Origin of the sequence: Kitasatospora sp. NPDC056651, assembly GCF_042792155.1 — a bacterium.
Classification (GTDB): domain Bacteria; phylum Actinomycetota; class Actinomycetes; order Streptomycetales; family Streptomycetaceae; genus Kitasatospora.
The window spans coordinates 12,059-32,313 of sequence record NZ_JBHTWX010000074.1; the positions used below are offsets into that span (position 1 = coordinate 12,059).

Annotated in this window: 18 protein-coding genes and 2 pseudogenes; 10 read left to right on the plus strand and 10 right to left on the minus strand. The window is 70.5% G+C overall.

The window, feature by feature from the left end:
- Positions 1-107 precede the first annotated feature (107 nt).
- A pseudogene (locus ACFRAR_RS25850) lies at positions 108-815 on the plus strand (VWA domain-containing protein); the annotation flags it as partial.
- 239 nt (positions 816-1,054) lie between these two features.
- Here ACFRAR_RS25850 and ACFRAR_RS25855 read toward each other — a convergent pair.
- Positions 1,055-2,662, minus strand: coding sequence for an MFS transporter (locus ACFRAR_RS25855; RefSeq protein WP_380700570.1), 1,608 nt, complete (start codon positions 2,660-2,662; stop codon positions 1,055-1,057).
- Between the two features lie 163 nt (positions 2,663-2,825).
- Between ACFRAR_RS25855 and ACFRAR_RS25860 the strand changes: the two genes are divergently transcribed.
- Together ACFRAR_RS25860 and ACFRAR_RS25865 are read left to right on the plus strand one after the other, a co-directional pair.
- Positions 2,826-3,818, plus strand: coding sequence for an Lrp/AsnC family transcriptional regulator (locus ACFRAR_RS25860; protein WP_380700571.1), 993 nt, complete (start codon positions 2,826-2,828; stop codon positions 3,816-3,818).
- 141 nt (positions 3,819-3,959) lie between these two features.
- The gene (locus tag ACFRAR_RS25865) at positions 3,960-5,336 is read left to right on the plus strand and encodes a pyridoxal-phosphate dependent enzyme (protein WP_380700601.1); all 1,377 of its coding nucleotides are present in this window, start codon (positions 3,960-3,962) and stop codon (positions 5,334-5,336) included.
- Here ACFRAR_RS25865 and ACFRAR_RS25870 read toward each other — a convergent pair.
- A complete protein-coding gene (locus tag ACFRAR_RS25870) occupies positions 5,333-6,085 on the minus strand; it encodes a TetR/AcrR family transcriptional regulator (protein ID WP_380700572.1) in 753 nt (250 codons plus the stop codon). The genes ACFRAR_RS25865 and ACFRAR_RS25870 overlap by 4 nt on opposite strands.
- A 182-nt stretch (positions 6,086-6,267) precedes the next feature.
- Here ACFRAR_RS25870 and ACFRAR_RS25875 point away from each other — a divergent pair, with 182 nt between their 5' ends.
- Both ACFRAR_RS25875 and ACFRAR_RS25880 read left to right on the plus strand, forming a co-directional pair.
- Positions 6,268-7,191 (plus strand): ATP-binding cassette domain-containing protein, encoded by a 924-nt coding sequence (locus ACFRAR_RS25875; RefSeq protein WP_380700602.1) that lies wholly within the window; start codon positions 6,268-6,270, stop codon positions 7,189-7,191.
- Entirely contained in the window at positions 7,191-8,021 is an 831-nt protein-coding gene (locus ACFRAR_RS25880; RefSeq protein WP_380700573.1) for an ABC transporter permease, read from the plus strand. Before ACFRAR_RS25875 ends, ACFRAR_RS25880 begins: the two co-directional genes overlap by 1 nt.
- Positions 8,022-8,528: 507 nt before the next feature.
- Here ACFRAR_RS25880 and ACFRAR_RS25885 read toward each other — a convergent pair.
- From ACFRAR_RS25885 to ACFRAR_RS25910, 6 genes are all read right to left on the minus strand, one after another.
- The gene (locus ACFRAR_RS25885) at positions 8,529-9,182 is read right to left on the minus strand and encodes a hypothetical protein (RefSeq protein ID WP_380700574.1); all 654 of its coding nucleotides are present in this window, start codon (positions 9,180-9,182) and stop codon (positions 8,529-8,531) included.
- Positions 9,179-9,907: an HNH endonuclease gene (locus tag ACFRAR_RS25890; protein WP_380700575.1), complete on the minus strand. Its 729-nt coding sequence runs from the start codon at positions 9,905-9,907 to the stop codon at positions 9,179-9,181. The genes ACFRAR_RS25885 and ACFRAR_RS25890 overlap by 4 nt, the downstream gene beginning before the upstream one ends.
- A 64-nt stretch (positions 9,908-9,971) precedes the next feature.
- Positions 9,972-11,102 carry a hypothetical protein gene (locus tag ACFRAR_RS25895; RefSeq protein ID WP_380700576.1) on the minus strand — a complete coding sequence of 377 codons (1,131 nt, stop codon included), beginning with the start codon at positions 11,100-11,102 and terminating at the stop codon, positions 9,972-9,974.
- On the minus strand, positions 11,099-11,371 hold the full coding sequence (locus ACFRAR_RS25900; RefSeq protein ID WP_380700577.1) for a DNA-binding protein: 273 nt from the start codon (positions 11,369-11,371) through the stop codon (positions 11,099-11,101). Before ACFRAR_RS25900 ends, ACFRAR_RS25895 begins: the two co-directional genes overlap by 4 nt.
- A gap of 23 nt (positions 11,372-11,394) precedes the next feature.
- Positions 11,395-12,144: a hypothetical protein gene (locus ACFRAR_RS25905; protein ID WP_380700578.1), complete on the minus strand. Its 750-nt coding sequence runs from the start codon at positions 12,142-12,144 to the stop codon at positions 11,395-11,397.
- Between the two features lie 25 nt (positions 12,145-12,169).
- Entirely contained in the window at positions 12,170-12,919 is a 750-nt protein-coding gene (locus ACFRAR_RS25910) for a hypothetical protein (protein ID WP_380700579.1), read from the minus strand.
- A gap of 256 nt (positions 12,920-13,175) precedes the next feature.
- Here ACFRAR_RS25910 and ACFRAR_RS25915 point away from each other — a divergent pair, with 256 nt between their 5' ends.
- Positions 13,176-13,883: a Crp/Fnr family transcriptional regulator gene (locus ACFRAR_RS25915; protein ID WP_380700580.1), complete on the plus strand. Its 708-nt coding sequence runs from the start codon at positions 13,176-13,178 to the stop codon at positions 13,881-13,883.
- A gap of 20 nt (positions 13,884-13,903) precedes the next feature.
- Here ACFRAR_RS25915 and ACFRAR_RS25920 read toward each other — a convergent pair whose 3' ends face one another.
- The gene (locus ACFRAR_RS25920; protein WP_380700581.1) at positions 13,904-14,038 is read right to left on the minus strand and encodes a hypothetical protein; all 135 of its coding nucleotides are present in this window, start codon (positions 14,036-14,038) and stop codon (positions 13,904-13,906) included.
- A 132-nt stretch (positions 14,039-14,170) separates the two neighbouring features.
- Between ACFRAR_RS25920 and ACFRAR_RS25925 the strand changes: the two genes are divergently transcribed.
- Together ACFRAR_RS25925 and ACFRAR_RS25930 are read left to right on the plus strand one after the other, a co-directional pair.
- On the plus strand, positions 14,171-15,244 hold the full coding sequence (locus ACFRAR_RS25925; RefSeq protein ID WP_380700582.1) for a tyrosine-type recombinase/integrase: 1,074 nt from the start codon (positions 14,171-14,173) through the stop codon (positions 15,242-15,244).
- 25 nt (positions 15,245-15,269) lie between these two features.
- The gene (locus ACFRAR_RS25930; protein ID WP_380700583.1) at positions 15,270-17,714 is read left to right on the plus strand and encodes a tyrosine-type recombinase/integrase; all 2,445 of its coding nucleotides are present in this window, start codon (positions 15,270-15,272) and stop codon (positions 17,712-17,714) included.
- On the opposite strand, the gene ACFRAR_RS25935 is transcribed toward ACFRAR_RS25930, so the two are convergent.
- Positions 17,701-18,177 carry a hypothetical protein gene (locus ACFRAR_RS25935; RefSeq protein WP_380700584.1) on the minus strand — a complete coding sequence of 159 codons (477 nt, stop codon included), beginning with the start codon at positions 18,175-18,177 and terminating at the stop codon, positions 17,701-17,703. The two genes, ACFRAR_RS25930 and ACFRAR_RS25935, sit on opposite strands and share 14 nt — an antisense overlap.
- Before the next feature lie 95 nt (positions 18,178-18,272).
- On the opposite strand from ACFRAR_RS25935, the gene ACFRAR_RS25940 reads away from it, so the two are divergent.
- Complete coding sequence (locus ACFRAR_RS25940; protein ID WP_380700585.1) at positions 18,273-18,755, plus strand: Imm21 family immunity protein; 483 nt, start codon at positions 18,273-18,275, stop codon at positions 18,753-18,755.
- A gap of 703 nt (positions 18,756-19,458) precedes the next feature.
- Positions 19,459-20,105: pseudogene (locus tag ACFRAR_RS25945) on the plus strand (LD-carboxypeptidase).
- Positions 20,106-20,255 lie beyond the last annotated feature (150 nt).

Consider the following 20,255-nt stretch of genomic DNA (forward strand, 5'->3'; position numbering starts at 1 on the left):
GCGGAAGGGCTTGCCGCGGCCCCGGTGCGCCCCGCAGAGTGTCCGGAGCGCGTAGGCGATCACGCGCCCCGGCGGTGCGCCTGCCGCCGCGAGCGAGGGAGCGAGCCATGGCCGTCAGTCTGAGCAAGGTCGAGCAGAGCGCACCCGCGCTGGTGAGCCTCTACAAGAAGGCCGGCGCCTCGGTGGAGCGGCGGGGGCTGAGCGGCCGTCGGCTGGCGGTGTACCTGGTGGTCGACTACTCCGGCTCGATGCGGTCCTACTACAAGGACGGCAGCGTCCAGGCGCTCGCCGACCGGGTCCTGGGCCTGTCCGCCCACCTGGACGACGACGGCAGCGTGCCGGTCGTCTTCTTCTCCACCGAGGTCGACGCCGAGGAGGAGATCGAGCTGGAACACCACGCGGGCTGGATCGACCGGATCGTCGCGGGCCTCGGCCACATGGGCAAGACCAGCTACCACCTGGCGATGGACGCGGTGGTCCGGCACTACCTCGCGAGCGGCGCCACGGACCCGGCCCTCGTCCTGTTCCAGACGGACGGCGGGCCGATCAGCAAGGCCGCGGCGGAGGCCCGCCTGTGCGAGGCGGCGAAGCTGCCGATCTTCTGGCAGTTCATCGGCTTCGGCGACCCGGACAGCCGCCAGTTCGAGTTCCTGCGCAAGCTCACCGGCCTGGCCGTCCCGCAGAAGCGGCCCGTCGACAACGCGGGCTTCGTCCACCTGGGGCGCGACCCCCGGACGGTCTCCGACGACGAGCTGTACGACCTGCTGCTCGCCGACCTCCCGGCCTGGCTGGAGGCCATCCGGGTCCAGGGCATCACGCCTCCGGGCCCGGATGGTCGGGTGCCGGCCGCTCCGGCCGCTCCGGCCGCTCCGGTCGTTTCGGCCGCTCCGACCGCTCCAGCTGTTCCGGTTGTTCCGGCCGCTCCGGTCACGAAGCAGCCGCAGCGCCGGGGGTTCAGGGCGGCCCTGACCGCGTGGCTCGGCAAGCGGGGGGCGTGAGCCCGGCACGGGCGGGCGGCCGGGGAGGACGGCGGGAGGCGGCGGGGCGGCGAGGTTCAGGAGCTGTGGTCGAACTCCCGCTGCGGCGCCGCGGCGACCTCGGGCCCGGAGGCGGCGGAACCCGCGGCGACCGGCGACGTGCGGGCGGTCGGGCGCAGCAGCACCGCGCAGGCGAGGGCGGCCACCAGCGCGAGCGAGGCGGAGACCAGTAGGCACAGCCGCATGCCGTCCAGGAAGGATCCGCCCAGCGCGCCGAGGGCCTGACCGGTGGCGGGACCGAGGTCGAGTGCCGCGACGGCGCCGAGTCCCTGCTCACGGGCGGTGTGGACGATCCCGTCGCCGAGGTCGGCCGGCACTCCGGCGTCCGCGAGGTGCCCGGGGAGCGTGTTCAGGGCGCGAGTGGTGAGCAGGGCTCCGAGAACGGCGGGGCCGAGGGCGCCGCCGACCTGGCGGACGGCGTTGTTGCCGGCCGCCGCCATCCCGGCCAGGTGGAAGGGGACGGAGGAGACCGCGGAGGCCGTCATCGGGGTGAGGACCGCGCCCATGCCGAGGCCGAGCAGTACCAGTCGCCAGGACAGGGCGGGGTAGGAGGTGTGGGCGTCGAGCCCGGTCATCGAGAGCATCGACGCCGCGACCGCCACCAGTCCGGAGGTGATCAGCACCCGCGGCGACACCCGGTGCATCAGACGGCCGACCGGGATGCTCACGACCAGCGACGTCCCGGCCACCAGCACCATCCGCAGCGCCGCCTGCATCGTGCTCAGGTGCTGCACCATGCCGAAGTACAGGCTGAGTACGAAGAAGAAGCCGATCAGACCGAGGAAGCTGACCACGGCGACCAGCGCGGTGGCGGTGAACGCGGGGCTGCGGAACAGCACCGGGTCCAGCATCGGTGCGGTGCTGCGGAGTTCGACCAGGACGAAGGCGACGGCACCGACCGCGCCGAGCGCCAGCGCGGTGACCACGGCGGGCGTGCCGAAGCCCTCCGCGCCGCCCTCGATGACGCCGTACACGAGCGCGGTGATCGCGACGGCGGCGGTGATCTGGCCGGGCCAGTCGAGCCGGCGGCCGTGCGGGGCGCGCGAGTCGGGCAGCCGGAACGCGGCGGCGACCAGTACGGCCGCGGCGACCGGGATCGGCAGCAGGAAGATCCAGCGCCACGCGACGTGATCCAGCAGCGCACCGGCGATCAGCGGGCCCGTGGCCAGCGAGGCCAGCATGGACATCGCCCAGAGGGCGATGAACCTGCCCCGCTCGCGGTGGTCGGGGACGGCGTGGCTGATCAGCGCCAGCGTGGTGGGCAGCAGAGCGGCCGCGCCGATGCCGGAGGCGGCCTGCCCGATCCACAGCGTCTCCACCGAGCCGGACATCAGCGAGACGGCGGCGCCCAGGACGCAGAACGCCAGGCCGGCCTGGAAGACCCGCTTGCGGCCGTGGACGTCGCCCCAGACGCCGGTGGTCAGGATCAGCGCGGCCATCGGCAGCACGAACGCGTCGGACACCCAGGACAGTTGGGAGGTGGACGCGCCCAGCGCGCGCTGGATCGCCGGCAGGCTCACCGACACGGTGGTGACGGGCAGGTAGGCCACGAAGACGCCCAGGCAGGCCATGACGAGCGTGGCGGCCCGTCCGGCCCGGGGTTCCGGCGTGGTTGCGGAGTTCACGGAGTCGTTCCTTCGCATGCTGTGGAGGGCGCCCCGCACGGGGCGCCGACTGTGGGGTGGGAGCGCCGACCAGCCTCCACCCTGCGGGCCGAAATCTCGCAAGCGATCCGGCCGGGCGTATCCAAACCTCCACATAGGCTCGCCCCGGTGGCATCATTTCCTCATGCCCGACGACCTGGACCGCAAAATCATCCACGCCCTCCGATGTGCGCCCCGGGTCTCCTTCCGAAGGCTCGGCGAGGTCCTCGACGTGTCCGAACAGACCGTGGCGCGCCGGTACAACGCCCTGTGCCGCAGCGGCGTGCTGCGTGTCGTCGGGACGGGCAACCCGGCCGTCCACGGCCAGGCCGAGTGGATCGCCCGGCTGCGCTGCCGGCCGGACGCCACGGGCCCGCTGGCGGGTTCCCTCGCCCGCAGGCCCGAGGTCTCCTACACCAGCGTCGCCTCCGGCGGGTCGGAGATCATCTGCGTCATCCGTTCCCCCGCGGACATCTCCCGCGACGACCTGCTGCTGCGCCACCTCCCCCGGGCGAGCGCGGTCCTGGACGTGAGCCTCGACCTGGTGCTGCACACGTTCGGCACCCCCGGCACCGCGGGCTGGACCGGACGCGAAGGCTCCCTCACGCCGGACCAGGTGCTCCGGCTGACCGCGGACCGCCCGGCCCCCGAAGGCCCGGTCCTGCCCGCCGCCGACGAGGACACCGCCCTCCTCGACGCCCTGGCGGCGGACGGCCGGGCCACCCACACCCGCCTCGCCGAGCTCACCGGCTGGTCCAAACCCCGCGTCGCCCGTCGGCTGGAGGCCCTGGAGGCCGCCGGGTCCCTCACCTACGACGTCGACGTGCTGCCCGAGCGCTTCGGCTACGAGGTCAACGCGACCCTGTGGCTCCAGGTCGGCCTGCCCCGGCTGCACCGGATCGGAGAGGAGGTCGGGGCCCACGCCGAGTGCGCCTTCGCCGGCGCGATCAGCGGACGCCACAACCTGATGGCCGTCGTCATCTGCCGGGACACCCCGGACTTCTACCGCTACCTCAGCAGCCGGCTCGCCCGCGTCGAGGGCATCAACGGCTACGAGATCAGCGTTCGGGAGCGCCGTCTCAAGCAGTCCGCCTCCCTCATCCACCAGGGCCGGCTCGTCCCTCCTGCCACCGTCTGACCCGGGGGGCCTCCCTGGCGGACAACCGGTCTTGAGTGCCCGTCGGACATGTGTTTCGGCCAGGTGAGGAGTGGTGTCCCACGGTCTAGCGGCCCTCGGGGCTGGGCAGGCTGGAGCGGAGAGCCAGTGAAAGGGCCGATGATGACCGCAGTGCACGAATCCGTCCTCGACGCGATCGGCGGGACGCCGTTGATCCGTCTCGCCCGACTCGGTGCCGGACTGCCCGCGCCGATCTACGCCAAGGCCGAGTTCCTCAACATCGGCGGCAGCGTCAAGGACCGCGCCGCGCTCGGCATGGTCCTCGCCGCCGAGCGGGACGGGCTGCTGAAGCCCGGTGGGACGATCGTCGAGGCGACCTCCGGGAACACCGGCATCGGCCTGGCGATCGTCGGGCGGCAGCGTGGTTACCGGGTGATCGCCGGAGTCGCCGACAAGTCGTCGGCCGAGAAGGCGGACATCCTGCGGGCGTACGGGGCCGAGGTGGTGCTCGCCCCGACCGCGGTGCCGCAGGAGGATCCGCGGCACCTCTTCAAGGTGTGCGAGCGCCTCGTCGAGGAGATCCCCGGCGCCTGGCTCGCCAATCAGTACGACAACCTGGCCAATCCCGATGCCCACCTCCGGACCACCGGCCCCGAGATCTGGGAGCAGACCGGCGGCCGGGTGACCCACTTCGTCGCGGGCGTCGGTACTGGCGGGACCATCACCGGTACCGGCGGCTACCTGAAGGAGGTGTCCGGCGGCGCGGTGACCGTGGTCGGCGCCGACCCGGAGGCCTCGTCCTACGGGGGCGGCGACGGCAGCCCGTGGTACGTCGAGAGCATCGGGCACTACCTCCACCCCGACACCGTCGAGGACCGCTGGCCGCAGGCGCTGCGGTCGGAGGTGATCGACTCCTACGAGTGCGTCCCGGACCGCGAGTCGCTGCTGACCGCCCGCCGGCTCTCCCGGGAGGAGGGCCTGCTCGCCGGCCCCTCCTCCGGCTCGGCCGTCGCGGCGGCGCTGCGGGTGGCGCGCACGCTCGGGCCGGACGACCTGGTGGTGGTCGTGCTGCCGGACTCGGGGCGCTCCTACCTGTCCAAGGTGCACAGCGACGCGTGGATGCGGGAGTGGGGCTTCCTGGAGGAGGGGGACGACACGCTCCGGGCGTCGCTCGACACCGCCGGTCCGCTGGTCGTGGTCGACACCGGCGCGACCGTCGGCGAGGCGCTGGAGCTGCTGCGCGGTGCGCCGAGCGGCCTCGCGCCGGCCGTCCTGCCGCGGGCGGCGCGCCCGTTCGGGGTGGCCGCGACCGAGGTGGTCGGCTCGGTGTCCCGGGAGGTGCTGACGGCGGCGCTCGCGGACGGCGCCGCCAAGCCGGACGACCCGCTGGGCGGGCTGCTCGGTCCGGCGCTGCCCACGGTCGGCGTCGGGCAGTCACCGGCCGAGGCGCGGGCGGTGCTGGGGGAGCGGCGTGCGGCCGTGCCGGTGCTGGTGGACGGGCGGGTGGCGGCTCTGGTGACGCGGGAGGCGCTGGGCTAAGTCTCGTCCGCGGGCGCCAGGATGGCGGCGACCACCCGGCCCAGGGTGCGGTCGAAGGCCTGGTCCGGATCGGCGGGCGGGCCGGCGGTGGCGAACGCCTGTGCCAGGTGCGGGAATTCGCCGCTGGCCGCCGCCTGGCCGAGGTAACCGACCAGCTCCGCCTGCCACTTGGCGCCCGCCGCGGCCGTCTGCTCGTACTGGGCGAACTGGCAGATGAAGCCGTTGAACAGGGCCATCGCCTCCATCCGGGCTCCGCCGCCGAGCCCGGATGGGGCGGTGACGGCCAGGAAGTGGTCGGTGTAGCGCAGGGCGTTGGGGCCGATGCTCGGGCGGGCCAGCACCAGCGCGGGCAGCCAGGGGTGGCGGCGGAGGATGGCGAGCTGCTGGTGGGCGAGGGCGGTGAGGTCGGCCCGCACGTCGCCGGTCGGCTCGGGTGGCAGGTGGTACTCGCCGGTGGCCGCGTCGAGCATCAGGTCGAGCAGGTGCTCCTTCTTCGGCACGTAGTTGTAGAGCGACATGGTGCCCGCGCCGAGCGCCGCCGCGACCCGGCGCATGGAGACGGCGTCCAGGCCCTCGGTGTCGGCGATCGCGATGGCCACCGCGGCGATGGAGTCGCGGCTGTGGGCCGGGCGCGGGCCGCGGCCGGTGCGCTCGGGGCGCAGCCAGATCAGCTCGGGGGCCTCGGGGGGTGTGGGCCTGCCGGGCTGCTGCGGCCGGTCGGAGCCGGTGGGGGACTTGCTGGACGGCACTGGAAGATCACCTCGCTCACCCATCTTAGATACGTACGGCGTACGTAGTACGATGGCGCCCGAGCGCGCTTCTACGTACGCTGTACCTAGAGAAGGGCAGAGCCATGTCCGACACCGCCCGAACCGACACCGTTCCGGCCGACACCGCCCGACCCGCCGCGGGCGCGGCGCCCGCCATCGAGATGGCGGGTGTGGAGAAACGCTTCGGCGCCACCGAGGCCCTGCGAGGCCTCGACCTCACCGTCCCGGCCGGCACCGTCTGCGGCCTGCTCGGCCCCAACGGCGCCGGCAAGACCACCGCCGTCCGCGTCCTCGCCACCCTGGTCGCCCCCGACCGCGGCACCGCCCGGGTCGCCGGGCACGACGTCGTCCGCGCCGCCGAGGACGTCCGGCGCGCCATCGGCCTCGCCGGGCAGCACGCCGCCGTCGACGAGGGCATCACCGGCCGGGACAACCTCCGCCTGCTCGGCCGGCTGCACCGCCTCGGCGCCCGCCGGGCCCGGGAGCGCGCCGACGAACTGCTCACCCGCTTCGACCTCGACGAGGCCGCCGACCGGCTGGTCCGCACCTACTCCGGCGGCATGCGCCGGCGCCTGGACCTCGTCGCCAGTCTGGTCACCAGTCCTCCGGTGCTCTTCCTCGACGAGCCCACCACCGGGCTCGACCCGCGCAGCCGCCAGGCGATCTGGGACACCGTCAAGGAGTTGGCGCACGGCGGCACCACCGTGCTGCTCACCACCCAGTACCTGGAGGAGGCCGACCGGCTCGCCGACGACATCGTCGTCGTCGACCACGGTGCCGCCATCGCCACCGGACCGCCGGACAGGCTCAAGGCCGCGATCGGCAGCCAGGTCTCCGTCACCCTGGCCGACCCCGGGCAACTCGCCGCCATCGCCGTGGTGTTGTCCTCGATCGCCGGCGGCGACGTCCAGGTGGACGTCGCCGATCGGACCGTCACGGTGCTGACGGCGCCGGGCGTCTCCGTCCTACTGCCCTCGCTGGTACGGGAGTTGGACGGCGCCGGGGTCGTCGCGCAGGACGTCGGGGTGCGGGCGCCCTCGCTGGACGACGTGTTCCTCGCGCTCACCGAAGGGAAGGCCGCCTGATGGTCACCGTCGCCCATGCCGCGCGCATCGCCCCGCGGCCGTCCGCCGCGGCCCGCCTGGTCTCCGACACTGGGACGTCGATGCTCCGAGTCCTGCTCAACTACCGCCACTCGCCAGGCCTGTTGGCCGCATCACTGGGCGTACCGGTGGTGATGGTGGTGGTCTTCGGGTACGTCTTCGGCAGCGCCATCCAGGTGCCGGGCGGCGGCGACTACCGGGAGTTCCTGATGCCCGGCATGTTCGCCATGGTCGCCACCAACGGCGTCATGCCCACCATGGTCGGCGCCGCCCGAGACGTCGGGCGCGGAGTCACCGACCGGCTGCGCTCGATGCCGGTCTCCCGCACCGGGCTGCTGCTCGGGCAGACCCTCGCCGACCTGCTCGTCAGCGTGGTCGTCCTGGCCCTGCTGGCCCTGGTCGGGCTCGGGGCCGGCTGGCGCGCCCGGAACGGACTCGCCGACGCGGCAGGGGCGTTCGCCCTGCTGCTGCTCTTCCGCTTCGTGATGACCTGGGTCGGCACCCTGCTCGGCCTGACCGTCGGCAAGGAGGAGGCGGCCGGACAGCTGTCCGTCGCGGTCTTCCCGCTGGCGATGGTCACCAACGCCTACGTGCCCACCGGCGGCATGCCCGGCTGGCTGCGCCTCCTCGCCGACTGGAACCCGATCAGCGCCGTCGTCCAGGCCTGCCGGGAACTGTTCGGCAACCCCTCGGCAGCCGCATCGGCCTGGCCGATGCGGCACGCCACCCTCGTCGCGCTGCTCTGGAGCGCCGCCCTGCTCGCGGCCTGCGTGCCGCTCGCCGTACGGAGGTTCGCCACCCACGGTCGGTGACCGGCCACGTCCGGCGGAATGTACTGGACACCGGGCCCGGCGCGGCCGAAGGTGGTTCGCCATGGAGTACACCCACCTCGGCCGCACCGGCCTGACCCGGAGGGCTACGACCGGTAGAGCCTTCCTCGGTCCGTGGCTCCGGTTGTGCGATCGGAGCCACGGACCGCTGGGCCGGCTTGAGGTCGTGGGCTGACTGTCCCTCCGACTGAGAGTTTCCTGGCGCCGACCTGTCTCAGGAAATCTGTTTCCCTTTCCTCTTCAAGGTCCAGGGCGAGGACGTCGAGTCGCAGGGAGGTCTCCAGGCGCCTCAACTGTTTGCAGGCTTCGTGGGCCTGGTCGAAGTCCTCGGCATCGTAGAGCGCCAGAATGTCCATGTCCCTCGGCCGTCGGCCGGAGGTCTGCAGCGCGGATCCGAAGAGATAGAACTCCATCCGCTTCGGTCGGGTCGATTGGAGCCGTGAAATAAATTCCGTGATCAGTATTTCTGCCGACGAATGGTGATTCAATTTATGGCCTATTGAGAGCGCCCATCAAGGAGCTCATGTCCAGCAGCCGAACACCGGCGTGCTCGGCATGGCGGAGTGCCGCACCGGTGGGCTTGCCGTTCGGGTTTGAGTTCAGTACCACATTCACTCCCGGGTGTCTCTCCAACGCTTTGACCAGGGCCTCCACGCTGAACTCGTACTCATACTCGACAGACAGTCGGACGTGTGGCAGTGAACCTCCCCTGAGGAGCCTCATGGAGGCTTCGCAGATCATTTCCACGCTGCGCACGTGGGAGTGCTGGATCAAAACTCGCCGCGCATAGGCCACGTTCTTGTTGAGGAACCCTTGAGGGTCTTCCTCCGTGACGGTCCAGAAGACCTCGCTCATGGTTTGGACATCGGAGCCGCGCTCCCTTGCCCGCTCCCTCGCGGTCCACAGGTAGTGCGAATCTCTCGGCACCAGGCAGATGACGTCGGCGGCGGATTCATCCAGGACCTCGTCGACAAGGGGTGGGGTGAGGTATTCCATGCCGGAAACCGGGGCGACGGTGAACGGGCTGGAATACCTTCGCTGCACGAGTAGTCGACGATCGGAGATCCGGTTCGCACGGGTGACTTCTTGGTGGTCCGAGATCTTCGGGATGAACCAGTCGGTCAGGTATCGAATATCGGTCACGCTCGCACATCCTTGAACAGTAGTTCAGCCTGCTCGGGGAACCGGGGGGCGGGGCCAGCGAGCAGCCTCCCGAGGTGCTTGTTCTCCAGTGCATCCGTATGATGTCGGAGGAGTTCGGCGATCTCGATCTCCTCATCGGCGGCCAGATCTTCATTGATTTCCACGATGGCGACGATCAGGCGATTATTGGGCACGATCTCGCGCAGGACGCATTCTGACCAAAGTGTGGCGTGCTCGTCGGACGCAACGGCCCCGTCCTCGGAATTCGGACCCATTTCCCGGAAAGCCACCCGGTTCTTCAGCAAAAGTTTCCCGACCGCCCTGCGGCTCTCGGCGCGGCTGGAGAAGCAGGGGGTGCCACCGATGAGCGAAATCGCATTCCTGCGTGCCGCCTTGGCCCTGAGCAGCACGTCTGCCGGATGACTTTCGGGATCCTTGTCGGCCTTGGTGTGGCAGCTCGGGCAAAGAAGGACCAAGTTGGACGGATCGTCGCGCAGATCCTGTGGCATTCCGGGATCGGCCCTCGGCCCGTCATCGCTGTGCGCCACTACGTGAGCGCGTTCTGCGATCGAAATCGACTTCATGCGCTTGGGGTCGGAAGGGAAGAGGGTGTTGTTGCAGATCAGACAGGTCCCTGCTGACTCAGCGAAAAGAGCTCGATCGGCGTCCTGGCCCAGACTGGGCCGTCCCGTTGAACAGACCACTGGTCGCTTCCCGTGTTCCATGGGGGTGTTCGGGCGCGGCGGGCGCAGGGGGCCGGGTGCCCCGCGCCCGCCGGGATGCCCTGGGTCAGACGAGAGCGCGGGCGCGGCGGTCCCACGTCTCTACCCGGGCCATTGCTTCGGTGAGAAGGTCGAGCGCCGAGATGATGTCCCTGCCGGGTGCTCGAAGATCACGACTCATGGTGGTGAGCCATTCCATCATCATCCGGAACAGCCGGAGGGTTTCCAGGCCCTCGCGGGAGGCACGGGACATGCCGATGAGCTGCAGGAGGAAGTCGCGGGCCTCGGTGCCCTCCCACAGCTGCGGCGCGGTTTCGAACATGTCCAGGGATGCGTGCACGGTCGAGTCGATTCCCGACATTCGCGAGGTGACGTCCGCGGCGCAGGCCTTGAGCTCGGCGGCAGGACTGTCGAGGGCGGTGGCGAAGCGCCGGGCCGTGGCGAGTGCCGCGGACGGCGGGCTGCCCTGTGCGGTGGCTCGCTTCATGTCCGGACCGAACTCTTCCGCCAGCGAGGCAATGGTGTTGACCAACTCGGTCATGGTCTCGAGGCCCTGCGTCATGAGGTCCATCTCGACCTCGACGGCGGCGAAGCGATCGAGCAGTCCCGGTCCGTCCTCCGTGGCGGCCCCCGAGTCATCCGCCGGCGCAACGTCCTCCCGCGGTCGGAGGCCGAGCAGGATCCGGGCTGGGGTGAGCGGGGCGCACCCTTCCCGGAGCCCCCGGTCCAGCGCGTCCTGCAGTTCCTTGCGGGCGTCCACCAGGCCGCTGCGGGATCGCTCGAACAGGATCGTCCTGATGGGGGAGATGTCGAAGGGGAGCCGGCCGTGCTCGCCGATGTGGATGGTCAGACGGCCGGTCGTGTGACGGAGGCCCAGTTCGTACATGACATTGGCGTTTCCGCCGGTCACATCGGCGATGACGATGTCGGACTGGAGCACGTGCCGGCAGATCTGCTCGGTGATCTCACCGGCTTGCTGGATCTGGTCGGAGCGGAGCGGCTCGATTCCGAGGGCGGCGCATGCGGGTCGGACGACCTTCTCGAAGGTTTCGAGGGAGGACTCGTACGATTCCCGGGCGGTGGTACCGACCTCGGCGTGCCGGTTCCCGATCGGCCCGATCACGAAGCAGGTCATCGGTTCCTGCGAGGCCGTCGGACCGGGCGGCTGCGGCTGGGCAGTCAGGGGCATCGCGATCACGAGAGGTCCTTCCAGTTGAGCCCGGGGAGCGGTGGCTCGCTCACCCAGGTGTTCAGGTCTTCTGCGTAGAGCGGGAGCTCCTCGATGCCCAGCGCGGAGAGCAGACCCGCGGTGGGCACCCGGTAGTGACGACCGGTGCGGATGACGGGGCAGGGAAAGGCATCGCGCCGGATCAGGCTGTACGCGGTGCCCAAACAGATGCCGAGGGCCCGGCAGGCAGTACGGACGTCGACGGCCAGGGGGAGCCCGAACAGTTCGGGGAAGGTCATCGCTCCGATCGGAACCGGAGGGGTCATCGGGCTCGCCCAGCCGAGCGCAGCGAGAGGCTGCCGACTCGCGCGCCCCGGGGGGAGCGGCATGGACGGCGGATGATGTCGTGCAGGCCGAGGTGGCCGGCGAGCTGCCCAAGCCGTGCGGCCTCGATCTCCGACCGGGAGCTGAAGCGCAGCGGGGCCGCGAGGCCGGTGGCGCGGTCCGGGGGCGTGATGACGAGCTCCCAAGGCTCGTCGATCGTCTCGGCTCCCCGGGCGTCGACGATCGCGACGACGTCCTCGTTCGGGCGCTCTTCCACCGCGCCACGAGCGAAGTCCCAGCCCCGACGGGCAGCGGCTCGGAGCAAGCGGCCGCCGACATCGGGATCGTCGGGGGAGGCCAGGGCGAGCTCTTCGACGATGCCGGTCACGAGCTCGGACTCCACGTCCCGCCGGTCCGCCCGAAGCCGGCTCGACGCCTGCCGGGCGACGCGCTGAAGCCGGGGCATGGCGAGCCAGACCACAGCCTCGACCCAGCCGGTGACATCGGCCGAGCCGATGGCCGCAGCCAGTGTGTCGTGCTGGGCCAGCGCTACGGCCTGCCGCCAGACCTCCCGGCTCAGTTCTCCGTCCACCGGCCGCTCCCAAAGGGCCGCGCGGGCCTGCGGGAGATCGATGTGGACGGTCTCGCCGCCGGCCTCGACCGGGAGCGCGGCCGGTCGCAGATGGGTGGCGGAGGTGACTCGTTCGTGGATGACATCGAAGACGCTGTTGTACTTGATCAGAGCCACGGATCGGCCTTCCGTTGAAATGGTCTCAGTAACGGTCGAGGAAGCGTCGGATCGTCGAGTGCAGGTGATCGATACCGCTCAGGAAGGTGAGCAGCTTCGGCAGGTGGGGTTGGTGGTGCCCGGGTACGGCCAGGAGGTTCCCCGAGGGGGCGGGAACGTAGAGCCAAGCCTTTTCGCTGTAGTCCTCGCGGCCGGGAACGGTGGCGTCGACCGGCTTGAAGAAGTCCGGGTGCAGGCCGGCGAAGCGGTTCCTGACCGCGGTGTCGTAGACGTGGTCGGAGAGGATCGCCACCAGGTGGGTGGTCGCCGGGCTGGCGTGATCAAGGAGAGCCTTGACCTCGCGGGAGTCGAGCAGCCGGTGGAGGTCGTTCCGGGCGGGGCCGTTCCCCTCCCCGGACACTCCCGGCGCGGCTACGTGTCCGGCGTGGAGGCTGGCCCGCATCCGGATCTGCACGTGGTTCGGCTCGGCGTTGTGGCGGGCGAGCTCCTTGTCGAGGCAGTCCAGGCCGGGGGCGATGACGAAAGGCATGAACGTGGAATCGAACCCGAGCGTCAGACCGTCGCCGGAATTGGACACGAATCGTTTGGCCGTTCGGAGATCGTCGAGCCCGGCAGCGGTGAGGGCGGCGTCGAGGAGGGGCTCCAGGTAGGCGCTGACCGGTGCGTGCACCACGCCGGGCATTCCGGTGTAGTTCTTCACGTCCAGCCCGAGCAGGGCCTGGTACGGCGGCAGGGGCCGGCTGGAGCTGCGGGGAAGGCAGGGAGGTTCGGGCAAGGAGGTCTCCTGGCGAGGGGGAGGGTGTGAGGGAATCACGGTCCGATGACCGGCCGGCGTTGGAGCGTCGGTGGGCACAAGTCTGTGCTGGGGCGGCGACGGTCAATGGCTTGCCAAGCCCGGAAGCCCGTGTTCTGGGTCACAGGGGATCGTGGGGCGACGGAGGGTAGCAGCTGCCCGTCGGAAGCCTTGGACATTGCATCCAACAACCCTGTCCTCATGAAGTGTTGGGTCCGGGAGTCTCTAATCTCCCGCCATGACCAACTGCACCGTCTCCTCACCGGAGTCATCACTCGGACCGCACCAGACCTTCCGTCGGCGCGTCGGTGAAGGCCGCTGGGCCTGCTTCGTCAAGGACTTCCCGTCGCTGACTCGCCGGCCCGGCTGGGTGTTGACACGTGAAGGGTGGTCGGAGGACACCGTGTACGCCCTGATCCGTGGCGTGGTGGGCGTGGAGCAGCGCGGGGGGCGTGAGCAGGATGTCGAACAACTGATCGCCTTCCGGCGTGACGGTGACCTCATCGGCGATGTGGCAGCGGCCGAGCTGACTGCCCGAACAGCGACGGTGAAGGCTCGGACCGAATGCGAGGTGGCAGTCATTCCCGGGGTGAGGTTCAGGAGCGCCGAGTTCCAGCGTGAGTGGGGCGCCGCGCTACTGGCGTACGTCTCCGGTCGGGGGCGGGAGGGGGCGATGCTCCTGCGATCCGGCGATCACCTGGCACGAGTGGCCCATCTGGTAGTGCCCCTACTGGACGATGCCGAGAAGGCGGTACGCCCGGGTGGCATGGTCTCCCTGAGGGTTGCCCAGCAGGAGGTTGCCGATTGCCTTGGCCTTGGGCGGGACACTGTGCGGCGACTCACCTCCGCTGCCCCCTTCGGTGGATGGCCGAAGGGGCGAGGAGGCAGCCTGCTGATCACAGACCCCGTCGCGCTCCGCAGGACCGCGGCGCGGCTCGCGGGATGACGGTCGCAGGTTTGGTGAGGTCAGCAGGCGATGATCAGGGCGGCGCAGGTTTCGACGACGTGGTGCCACGCCTGGTCTGTTGACTGCACCAAGTTGGTGATCCCCTGGTGTTCCGGCTGGTGGGTGCTGAGGATCTCGGCATGTCCTCGTTTCAAGGAATGTCCTCCGTACATCGGGATTTGATGGACGGCCGCGGCCGGCTGCCCTCGGTGGGTGCAGTGGTGAAGGGGGAGAGACCCTCGCTCCCCTGGTTCGTGGTTGATGCGGCCGGCCGGGAGGTCGAGCCGGTGAGCCGGTACCTGCGGGACCTGGCGCTCGGTGACGCGAGTGCCCTGTCGTGCCGCAGCTACGGGTACGACTTGCTGCGCTGGTTCCGGGTGTTGTGGGCGGTGGATGTCGGCTGGGAGCAGGCGACCGAGGCCGAGGCAGCCGCGATGGTCGGCTGGCTGCGGACGGCGCCGAACCCTCAGCGGCGCCGCTCGCGGCCGGACTCGCTGCCCGCCGGCGTGGTCAACCCGAAGACGGGCAAGGCGACTTTGCGGGACGGGTACGCGCCGACGACGATCGCGCACGCGTTGACCGTGGTGCACGGTTTCTACGCCTTCCACGGGCACTACGGCCGAGGGCCCGTGGTCAATCCGGTGCCGGAGAGCCGGGAGCGCAGGGCCCGGATGGCCCACCGCTCCCCGTTGGAGGCGCCGGCGCCAACCCGGCGAGCCCGCCTGCGGCCGAAGGTGCGGGACCGGCAGCCGCGGGCGATTCCGGATCGGCTGTGGGACGAACTGTTCGCGCAGATGGGATGTGATCGGGACCGTGCCCTGCTGGCCTGCTACGTCAGCTCGGGCGCCCGAGCCAGCGAACTGCTCGGGGTGCGCCTGGAGGACGTCGACTGGTCGGCCGGACGCCTGTGGGTGGTCACCAAGGGCAGCGGCCAGCGGGACCCGGTGCCCGCGTCCCCGCAGGCGTTCGCCTACGCGGCGGCCTACCTGGACCAGGCTGGGCTGCCCGAGCCGGGCAGACCACTTTGGCGGACCCGCCGGGGTGATCCCCGGCCGCTGACCTACTGGGCGATGCGCCGCGTGCTCCAGCGGGCCAACGCCGTGCTCGGCACGAACTACACGCTGCACGACACCCGGCATACGGCGGCCACGCGGATGGCGCGGGACCCCTCGCTGACGCTGGTGGAGGTGCAGACGATCCTGCGGCATGCGCATCTCAGCACCACCGCCCGCTACACTGCGGTCGGCCTGGAGGACCTGATGGACAAGCTCGCCGAGCACTACCAGCGCCCCCGGCAGGAAACGCGCTGGTCGCAGACCTACGACCCGGCCGACATCGAGGCGGTGTTCGGTGCCGGGTAGTACCGCTGGCTACAACGCACGGGCCATGGGTCCAACCACCGGCCGGATCCAGCGTCACCCACTGCGCGAGCAGGGACCGGTGGACCGGGTGAACACCAAAGTCATCCAGCCTGCGCCGCCCGCCGAACCCGCGAACCCGCCACGACCAGCAGGTGACCTCTCCCGCGCCTCGGTGAACAAGGTGGCGGACGCCGCCGTGACCGCCTGGGCCGACGAGAGCCGCGAACGGCGCCGCCTGCGCCACCTGAGCACGGCAACGATCCTCGAACACCTGGAGCGGTTTCCAGGCAGGACCTGGCAGCAGCGATGGGTGGAGGCCGGCCTGGACGAGCCCGGCACCAACCCCGGCGACCTGGGCGGAGAGAACAAGAGACTCCGGAAGCTGTTCATCTCCGGCACACGGCAGCTGTTCTGCCTGCGGGTGATCCGTCCGAGCCTGGACGCCTTCCGCGGGCACACCTACCCGAACTACGCCCTCGACTTCCGCCTGGTGGCCAAGGACCCGCTGCTGGACAAGTTCCACGCCGCGGTCGAAGCCTCCGGCGCGACCTCGGCGGCACAGCGCACCGCGCTGTTCGACGTCGCGTGTGCCCTGACCGTGTTCGGGATCTCCCTGACCGATCTGACGCCGGAGGCGCTGCTGCACTACTCGCTGGAATCGAGGCGCAAACAGCTCACCCGCGGGACCACCAAGCGCGGCCAGGAGTACAACTACGCCGGCATCGCGGCCTGGCACATCCTCTATGAAACGGGGCACTTCCCGCCCACGGCTCCGCACGTGCTGCGAGCCGCGCTCGTTGGCGGACAGAAGACCGTCGAAGAACTCGTCGACCGACAGCAACTGCGCAACACCAACGTGCGCAACCTGCTGGTCGAATACCTCCGCCGCCGCGCCGCCGACCTGGACCACTCCTCGCTTCTCCAACTGGCGCGCATCCTGCCCGGCACCTTCTGGAGCAACGTCGAGAAGGTCAACCCAGAACAGGCCGACCTGCGGCTGAGCGAGGAGACCTACCAGCAGTGGAAGGAGGCCATCTCCGTCCTGCCCGGCGGCCGGCCCCGACTCGATATGGACGGCGTCCTGCTCAAGGTCCGCACCTTCTACCTGGACCTGCAGAGCTGGGCGGTCGCTGAGCCCGAGCGATGGGCGGCCTGGTCGGTGCCCTGCCCCGTGCGGGACGCCGAACTGCGCTGGTTCAACGTCCGCCGCCGCGAGATCAACGCCCGGATGGCCGAACGCACCCGCACCCGCCAACCGCTGTTGCCCCTGCTGGTCGACCACGTCACCAACCGCTGGATGAGGCTGCGCGAGATCCTCACCGCCGCCCAGGCCGTCGGGGTCGGTGAACGGTTCACCGCCGCCGGCGCGCAGTGGCAGCGCACGGCCAGCGAGTACGACGTCAAGCGGGCCAAGACCGGGAAGTCCTTCCCCGTCCGCGCGGTCAACCGGGACACCGGCGAGCTGGTGGCCGTCACGCGCGATGAGAGCGCGGCCTTCTGGGACTGGGCCGTCGTCGAGACGCTCCGCCACGCCGGGCTGCGGATCGAGGAGCTGACCGAGCTGACCCACCTGAGCGTCCGCAACTACCAGCGGCCGAATGGCGAGGTCGTCGCGCTGCTGGTGGTCACCCCTTCCAAGACCGACCGCGAGCGGGTGATCCCGATGTCCGCCGAGCTGTTCCACGTCCTCGCCCAGGTCATCCGCCAGCACCGTGACGCCTACGGCACGGTGCCGATCGTGACCCGGTACGACGTCCACGAGAAGGTCTGGTGCCCGCCGCTGCCCTACCTGTTCCAAACCCAGAACGGCCTGGAACGGCAGGCAATGAGCACCAGCACGATCTGGCGCCGCCTGCGAAAGTGCTGCACCGAACTGGCCAAGACTCACCCTGAGTTCGTCGGGACGTCGTTCTCTGCCCACGACTTCCGAAGGATCTTCGCCACCGACCTCGTCAACTCCGGGCTGCCCATCCACATTGGTGCCGCTTTGCTCGGACACCTGAATATCCAGACCACTCGTGGCTACGTCGCGGTCTTCGACGACGACATCGTGCGCCACTACCAGCAGTTCCTCGACCAGCGCCGCCAGCTGCGGCCTGAGGAGGAATACCGGGACCCCACGTCGGAGGAGTGGTCGGAGTTCCAGGACCACTTCGACAAGCGGAAGGTCGAGCTGGGGTCTTGCGGACGTCCATACGGAACGCCGTGCGCCCACGAGCACGCCTGCATCAGATGCCCGATGCTCTCGGTCAACCCGAAGATGCTGCCCCGGCTGGACGAGTTGGAGGACGACCTGGTCGCCCGCCGCAAGCACGCTCTCGCCCAGGGCTGGAAGGGTGAAGTCGAAGGCATCGAGCTGACCCTGACGTTCCTGCGCTCCAAGCGGTCCCAGGTCCACCGATCGCAGCGGCTGCCCCCGGTGAACCTGGGTATTCCCTCGATCCCTCACAGCCGACCTACAGCCGAGTGATCAGCAGCGCGGACACGAGCAGAGCCCCGGAGTGCAGGGCCTGATCGGCCAAGTACATCCCGTTAAGCCCGGCTGTCCGCAGCTCGGCGAACTCCGGCGAGCCGGTGTGCTGAAGCAGCCAGCGCACCGGCCAGCGCCGGTCCAGTACGGCATGGGTGGCCGCCGACCACGCGAACCCGGCGGCCAGCCCGGTCACCGACAACGGCAGCGGAATGAACAGCCACACCAGAGCCAGCAACGCGGCCATGAACAGGTGGTACTGGCCGACATGAGCCAGGCAAGCGGCCCAGCCCCGCCGCGGGCTCACCCCGGCGGCCACGTCCTCCGCCGTCGGGGCCCCCTTGTTCGCGGCCTGGTGGTCGCTCTGGCCGAATACGTGATCCGCCACGTTGTGGCCGACGGCCAGTACGGCCCAGGTCGAGCCGAAAGTCGCCAGCGTGGTCAGCTCTTCGATGCTCGTCACCGCGCACCCCCGGCCGCCACAGGCGCGAGGTCGTCCTGTCCGATCCGGCGCATACGCTGGCGCGACGTGATGGAGATCTTCGAGCTGGAGGCGGCATGTCCTTGACGTGGCTGGACACGGAGGGCGGCCCGTTCGTCGTGGTTCCATGCGACGCTCTGTCGCAGTGGTCGGGGACGGAGGGCGACTACGACCGGGCCTGCGAGGTGATGGATCTCGTCGGTGTTCTCGAACTGCCCGACGGAGCCGCAGCGCTCGTCCTCGGGGACGAACCGCTCTCCACCGCCTACCTGCCCGAGCACCAGGTCCTCGTCCGTTGGTACTACGCGGAGACTGAGGAAGGCATCGCTGACATCATCACAGCCGGGCTTCCCAACGCCGAATGGGACGAAGGCCCCGTGCTGCCCACCCCTGGCGAGCTGGTCATGTTCGACGCGGCGTACTTCGGCACGGAGGTCGGAACACTCACGGACGGCACCGCCATCACTCTCGATGCCGGCCGCTACCGAGTGGACTCGGCAAGCATCGAGCCCGACCGCCTCACGTCCTTTCGCGTGCACCGATTCGTTGAGCTGACCTGAGCCGAGCTTGGTGCAGAGAAGGTCGAGGATGTAGGCGCCGTTCATGCCGTGGTCGGCGAGACGAAGGAAATTCCCTCGGCGGGTGGCCTCAGCCACCTGCCGCAGGGGTGCGCGGCGGTCGGCGAGGTAGTGGGTGGTGGCGGAAAGGGTGAGGGCGGCGAGCATGCGGCGGCGACTCGTGCGCAGGCCGAGGAGGCGGGCACCCAGGACGAGGGAGACAGCCTGGACGGTGGCGTAGGTCGCGACGTGGGAGGCGCAGGCGCGGTGGCCCTCGGCGGAACGGTCGGCCTTTGTGCCGGCCTGGTGGTCGGTTTGGACCCAGTGGTCGGCGAGGTCTGCCGAAGCGCGGAGCAGGGCATAGGCGGTGGCGAAGGCGGCGGCGGGGCTGGCGGGCTGGGAAGTGCGCGTGGACATCGGACTCCGTTCGGCGGGTGTGCATAGGTGGTGAGGTGCTTCGTTGCGGTGGCTCGGCGGCCTGGCGGCCATGAGGAAGCGGATGCGTGAGTTCGGTAAGGGCCGGGTGCCGCCACGGGTGCGGCTGGTGGTTGTGTTCGAGGTCCGGGGTGGGCCAGGTCGGGCGAAGGTGGGTGCTCGGGGACGGCGAGCGGCCGGGCGCCGCGCCGGCCGGGACGGGGGCGGCCGTGTCCGTACGGGGCCGGAAAATGCGGCGCCGTTCCGATGTGACGCCGTGTCGGAATCGGGCATGTCGATCAGATACCCGCGTCCCCTCCGTCCCGGCGACCGCATCGGGGTGACATCCCCGTCCAGCGGGGTCGCGCCGAGGCACCGCGAGCGCCTGCGGTTCGCCGTCCGGGAGCTGACGGAGCGCGGCTACGAGGTCGTCGTCGGGGCGTGCATGGACGGCTCCGGGCACGTCAGTGCCCCGGCGCCGGAGCGGGCGCGGGAGCTGACGGCGATGCTCACCGACCCCACCATCGGGGCGGTGGTGCCGCCGTGGGGCGGGGAGACCGCGATCGACATGCTGCCGCTGCTCGACTGGGAGCGGCTGCGCGAGGCCGAGCCGACCTGGATGGTCAGGTACTCGGACATCTCCACCCTGATCACCCCGCTGACGCTGCTCGCAGGCGTCGCGACCGTCCACGGCAACAACCTCATCGACACCCCCTACCGGGTGGCAACGCCGTCCTGGTCGGCCGGACCAGCGCCCCGGACAACGCCTCGCTCACCCAGGACGAGGCCGTCCTCGACGCGCTCGGCCCGCTCGGCGTGCCGATCATCGCCGACGTGGAGTGCGGCCACGTCCCGCCGTTCCTGCCGATCGTCAACGGCGCCCGCGGCCGGGTCGTCCACTCGGCGGTGCGCAGCGAGCTGACCCAGACCCTGGCCTGACGCCCTCGGCGCGCGCCCGCCGTCGTCGAGTCCCCGCCGTCGCCGGGACCCCGTCCCGTCGGCTCGACACCCTTGCCCGGTGGATCGCCAACACGTCGGACGAGTAGCCGAATTGTGGCTGTGGCAGGCCTTGGCCGGGCCATCGGGCAC

Coding starts and splice junctions, on each gene's coding strand:
- ACFRAR_RS25890 (WP_380700575.1), bottom strand. CDS start 9,907: ATGGAACACGGGAAGCGACCAGTGGTCTGTTCAACGGGACGGCCCAGT.
- ACFRAR_RS25900 (WP_380700577.1), bottom strand. CDS start 11,371: ATGACCTTCCCCGAACTGTTCGGGCTCCCCCTGGCCGTCGACGTCCGT.
- ACFRAR_RS25860 (WP_380700571.1), top strand. CDS start 2,826: ATGCCCGACGACCTGGACCGCAAAATCATCCACGCCCTCCGATGTGCG.
- ACFRAR_RS25880 (WP_380700573.1), top strand. CDS start 7,191: ATGGTCACCGTCGCCCATGCCGCGCGCATCGCCCCGCGGCCGTCCGCC.
- ACFRAR_RS25915 (WP_380700580.1), top strand. CDS start 13,176: ATGACCAACTGCACCGTCTCCTCACCGGAGTCATCACTCGGACCGCAC.
- ACFRAR_RS25940 (WP_380700585.1), top strand. CDS start 18,273: ATGTCCTTGACGTGGCTGGACACGGAGGGCGGCCCGTTCGTCGTGGTT.
- ACFRAR_RS25865 (WP_380700601.1), top strand. CDS start 3,960: ATGACCGCAGTGCACGAATCCGTCCTCGACGCGATCGGCGGGACGCCG.
- ACFRAR_RS25930 (WP_380700583.1), top strand. CDS start 15,270: ATGGGTCCAACCACCGGCCGGATCCAGCGTCACCCACTGCGCGAGCAG.
- ACFRAR_RS25875 (WP_380700602.1), top strand. CDS start 6,268: ATGGCGGGTGTGGAGAAACGCTTCGGCGCCACCGAGGCCCTGCGAGGC.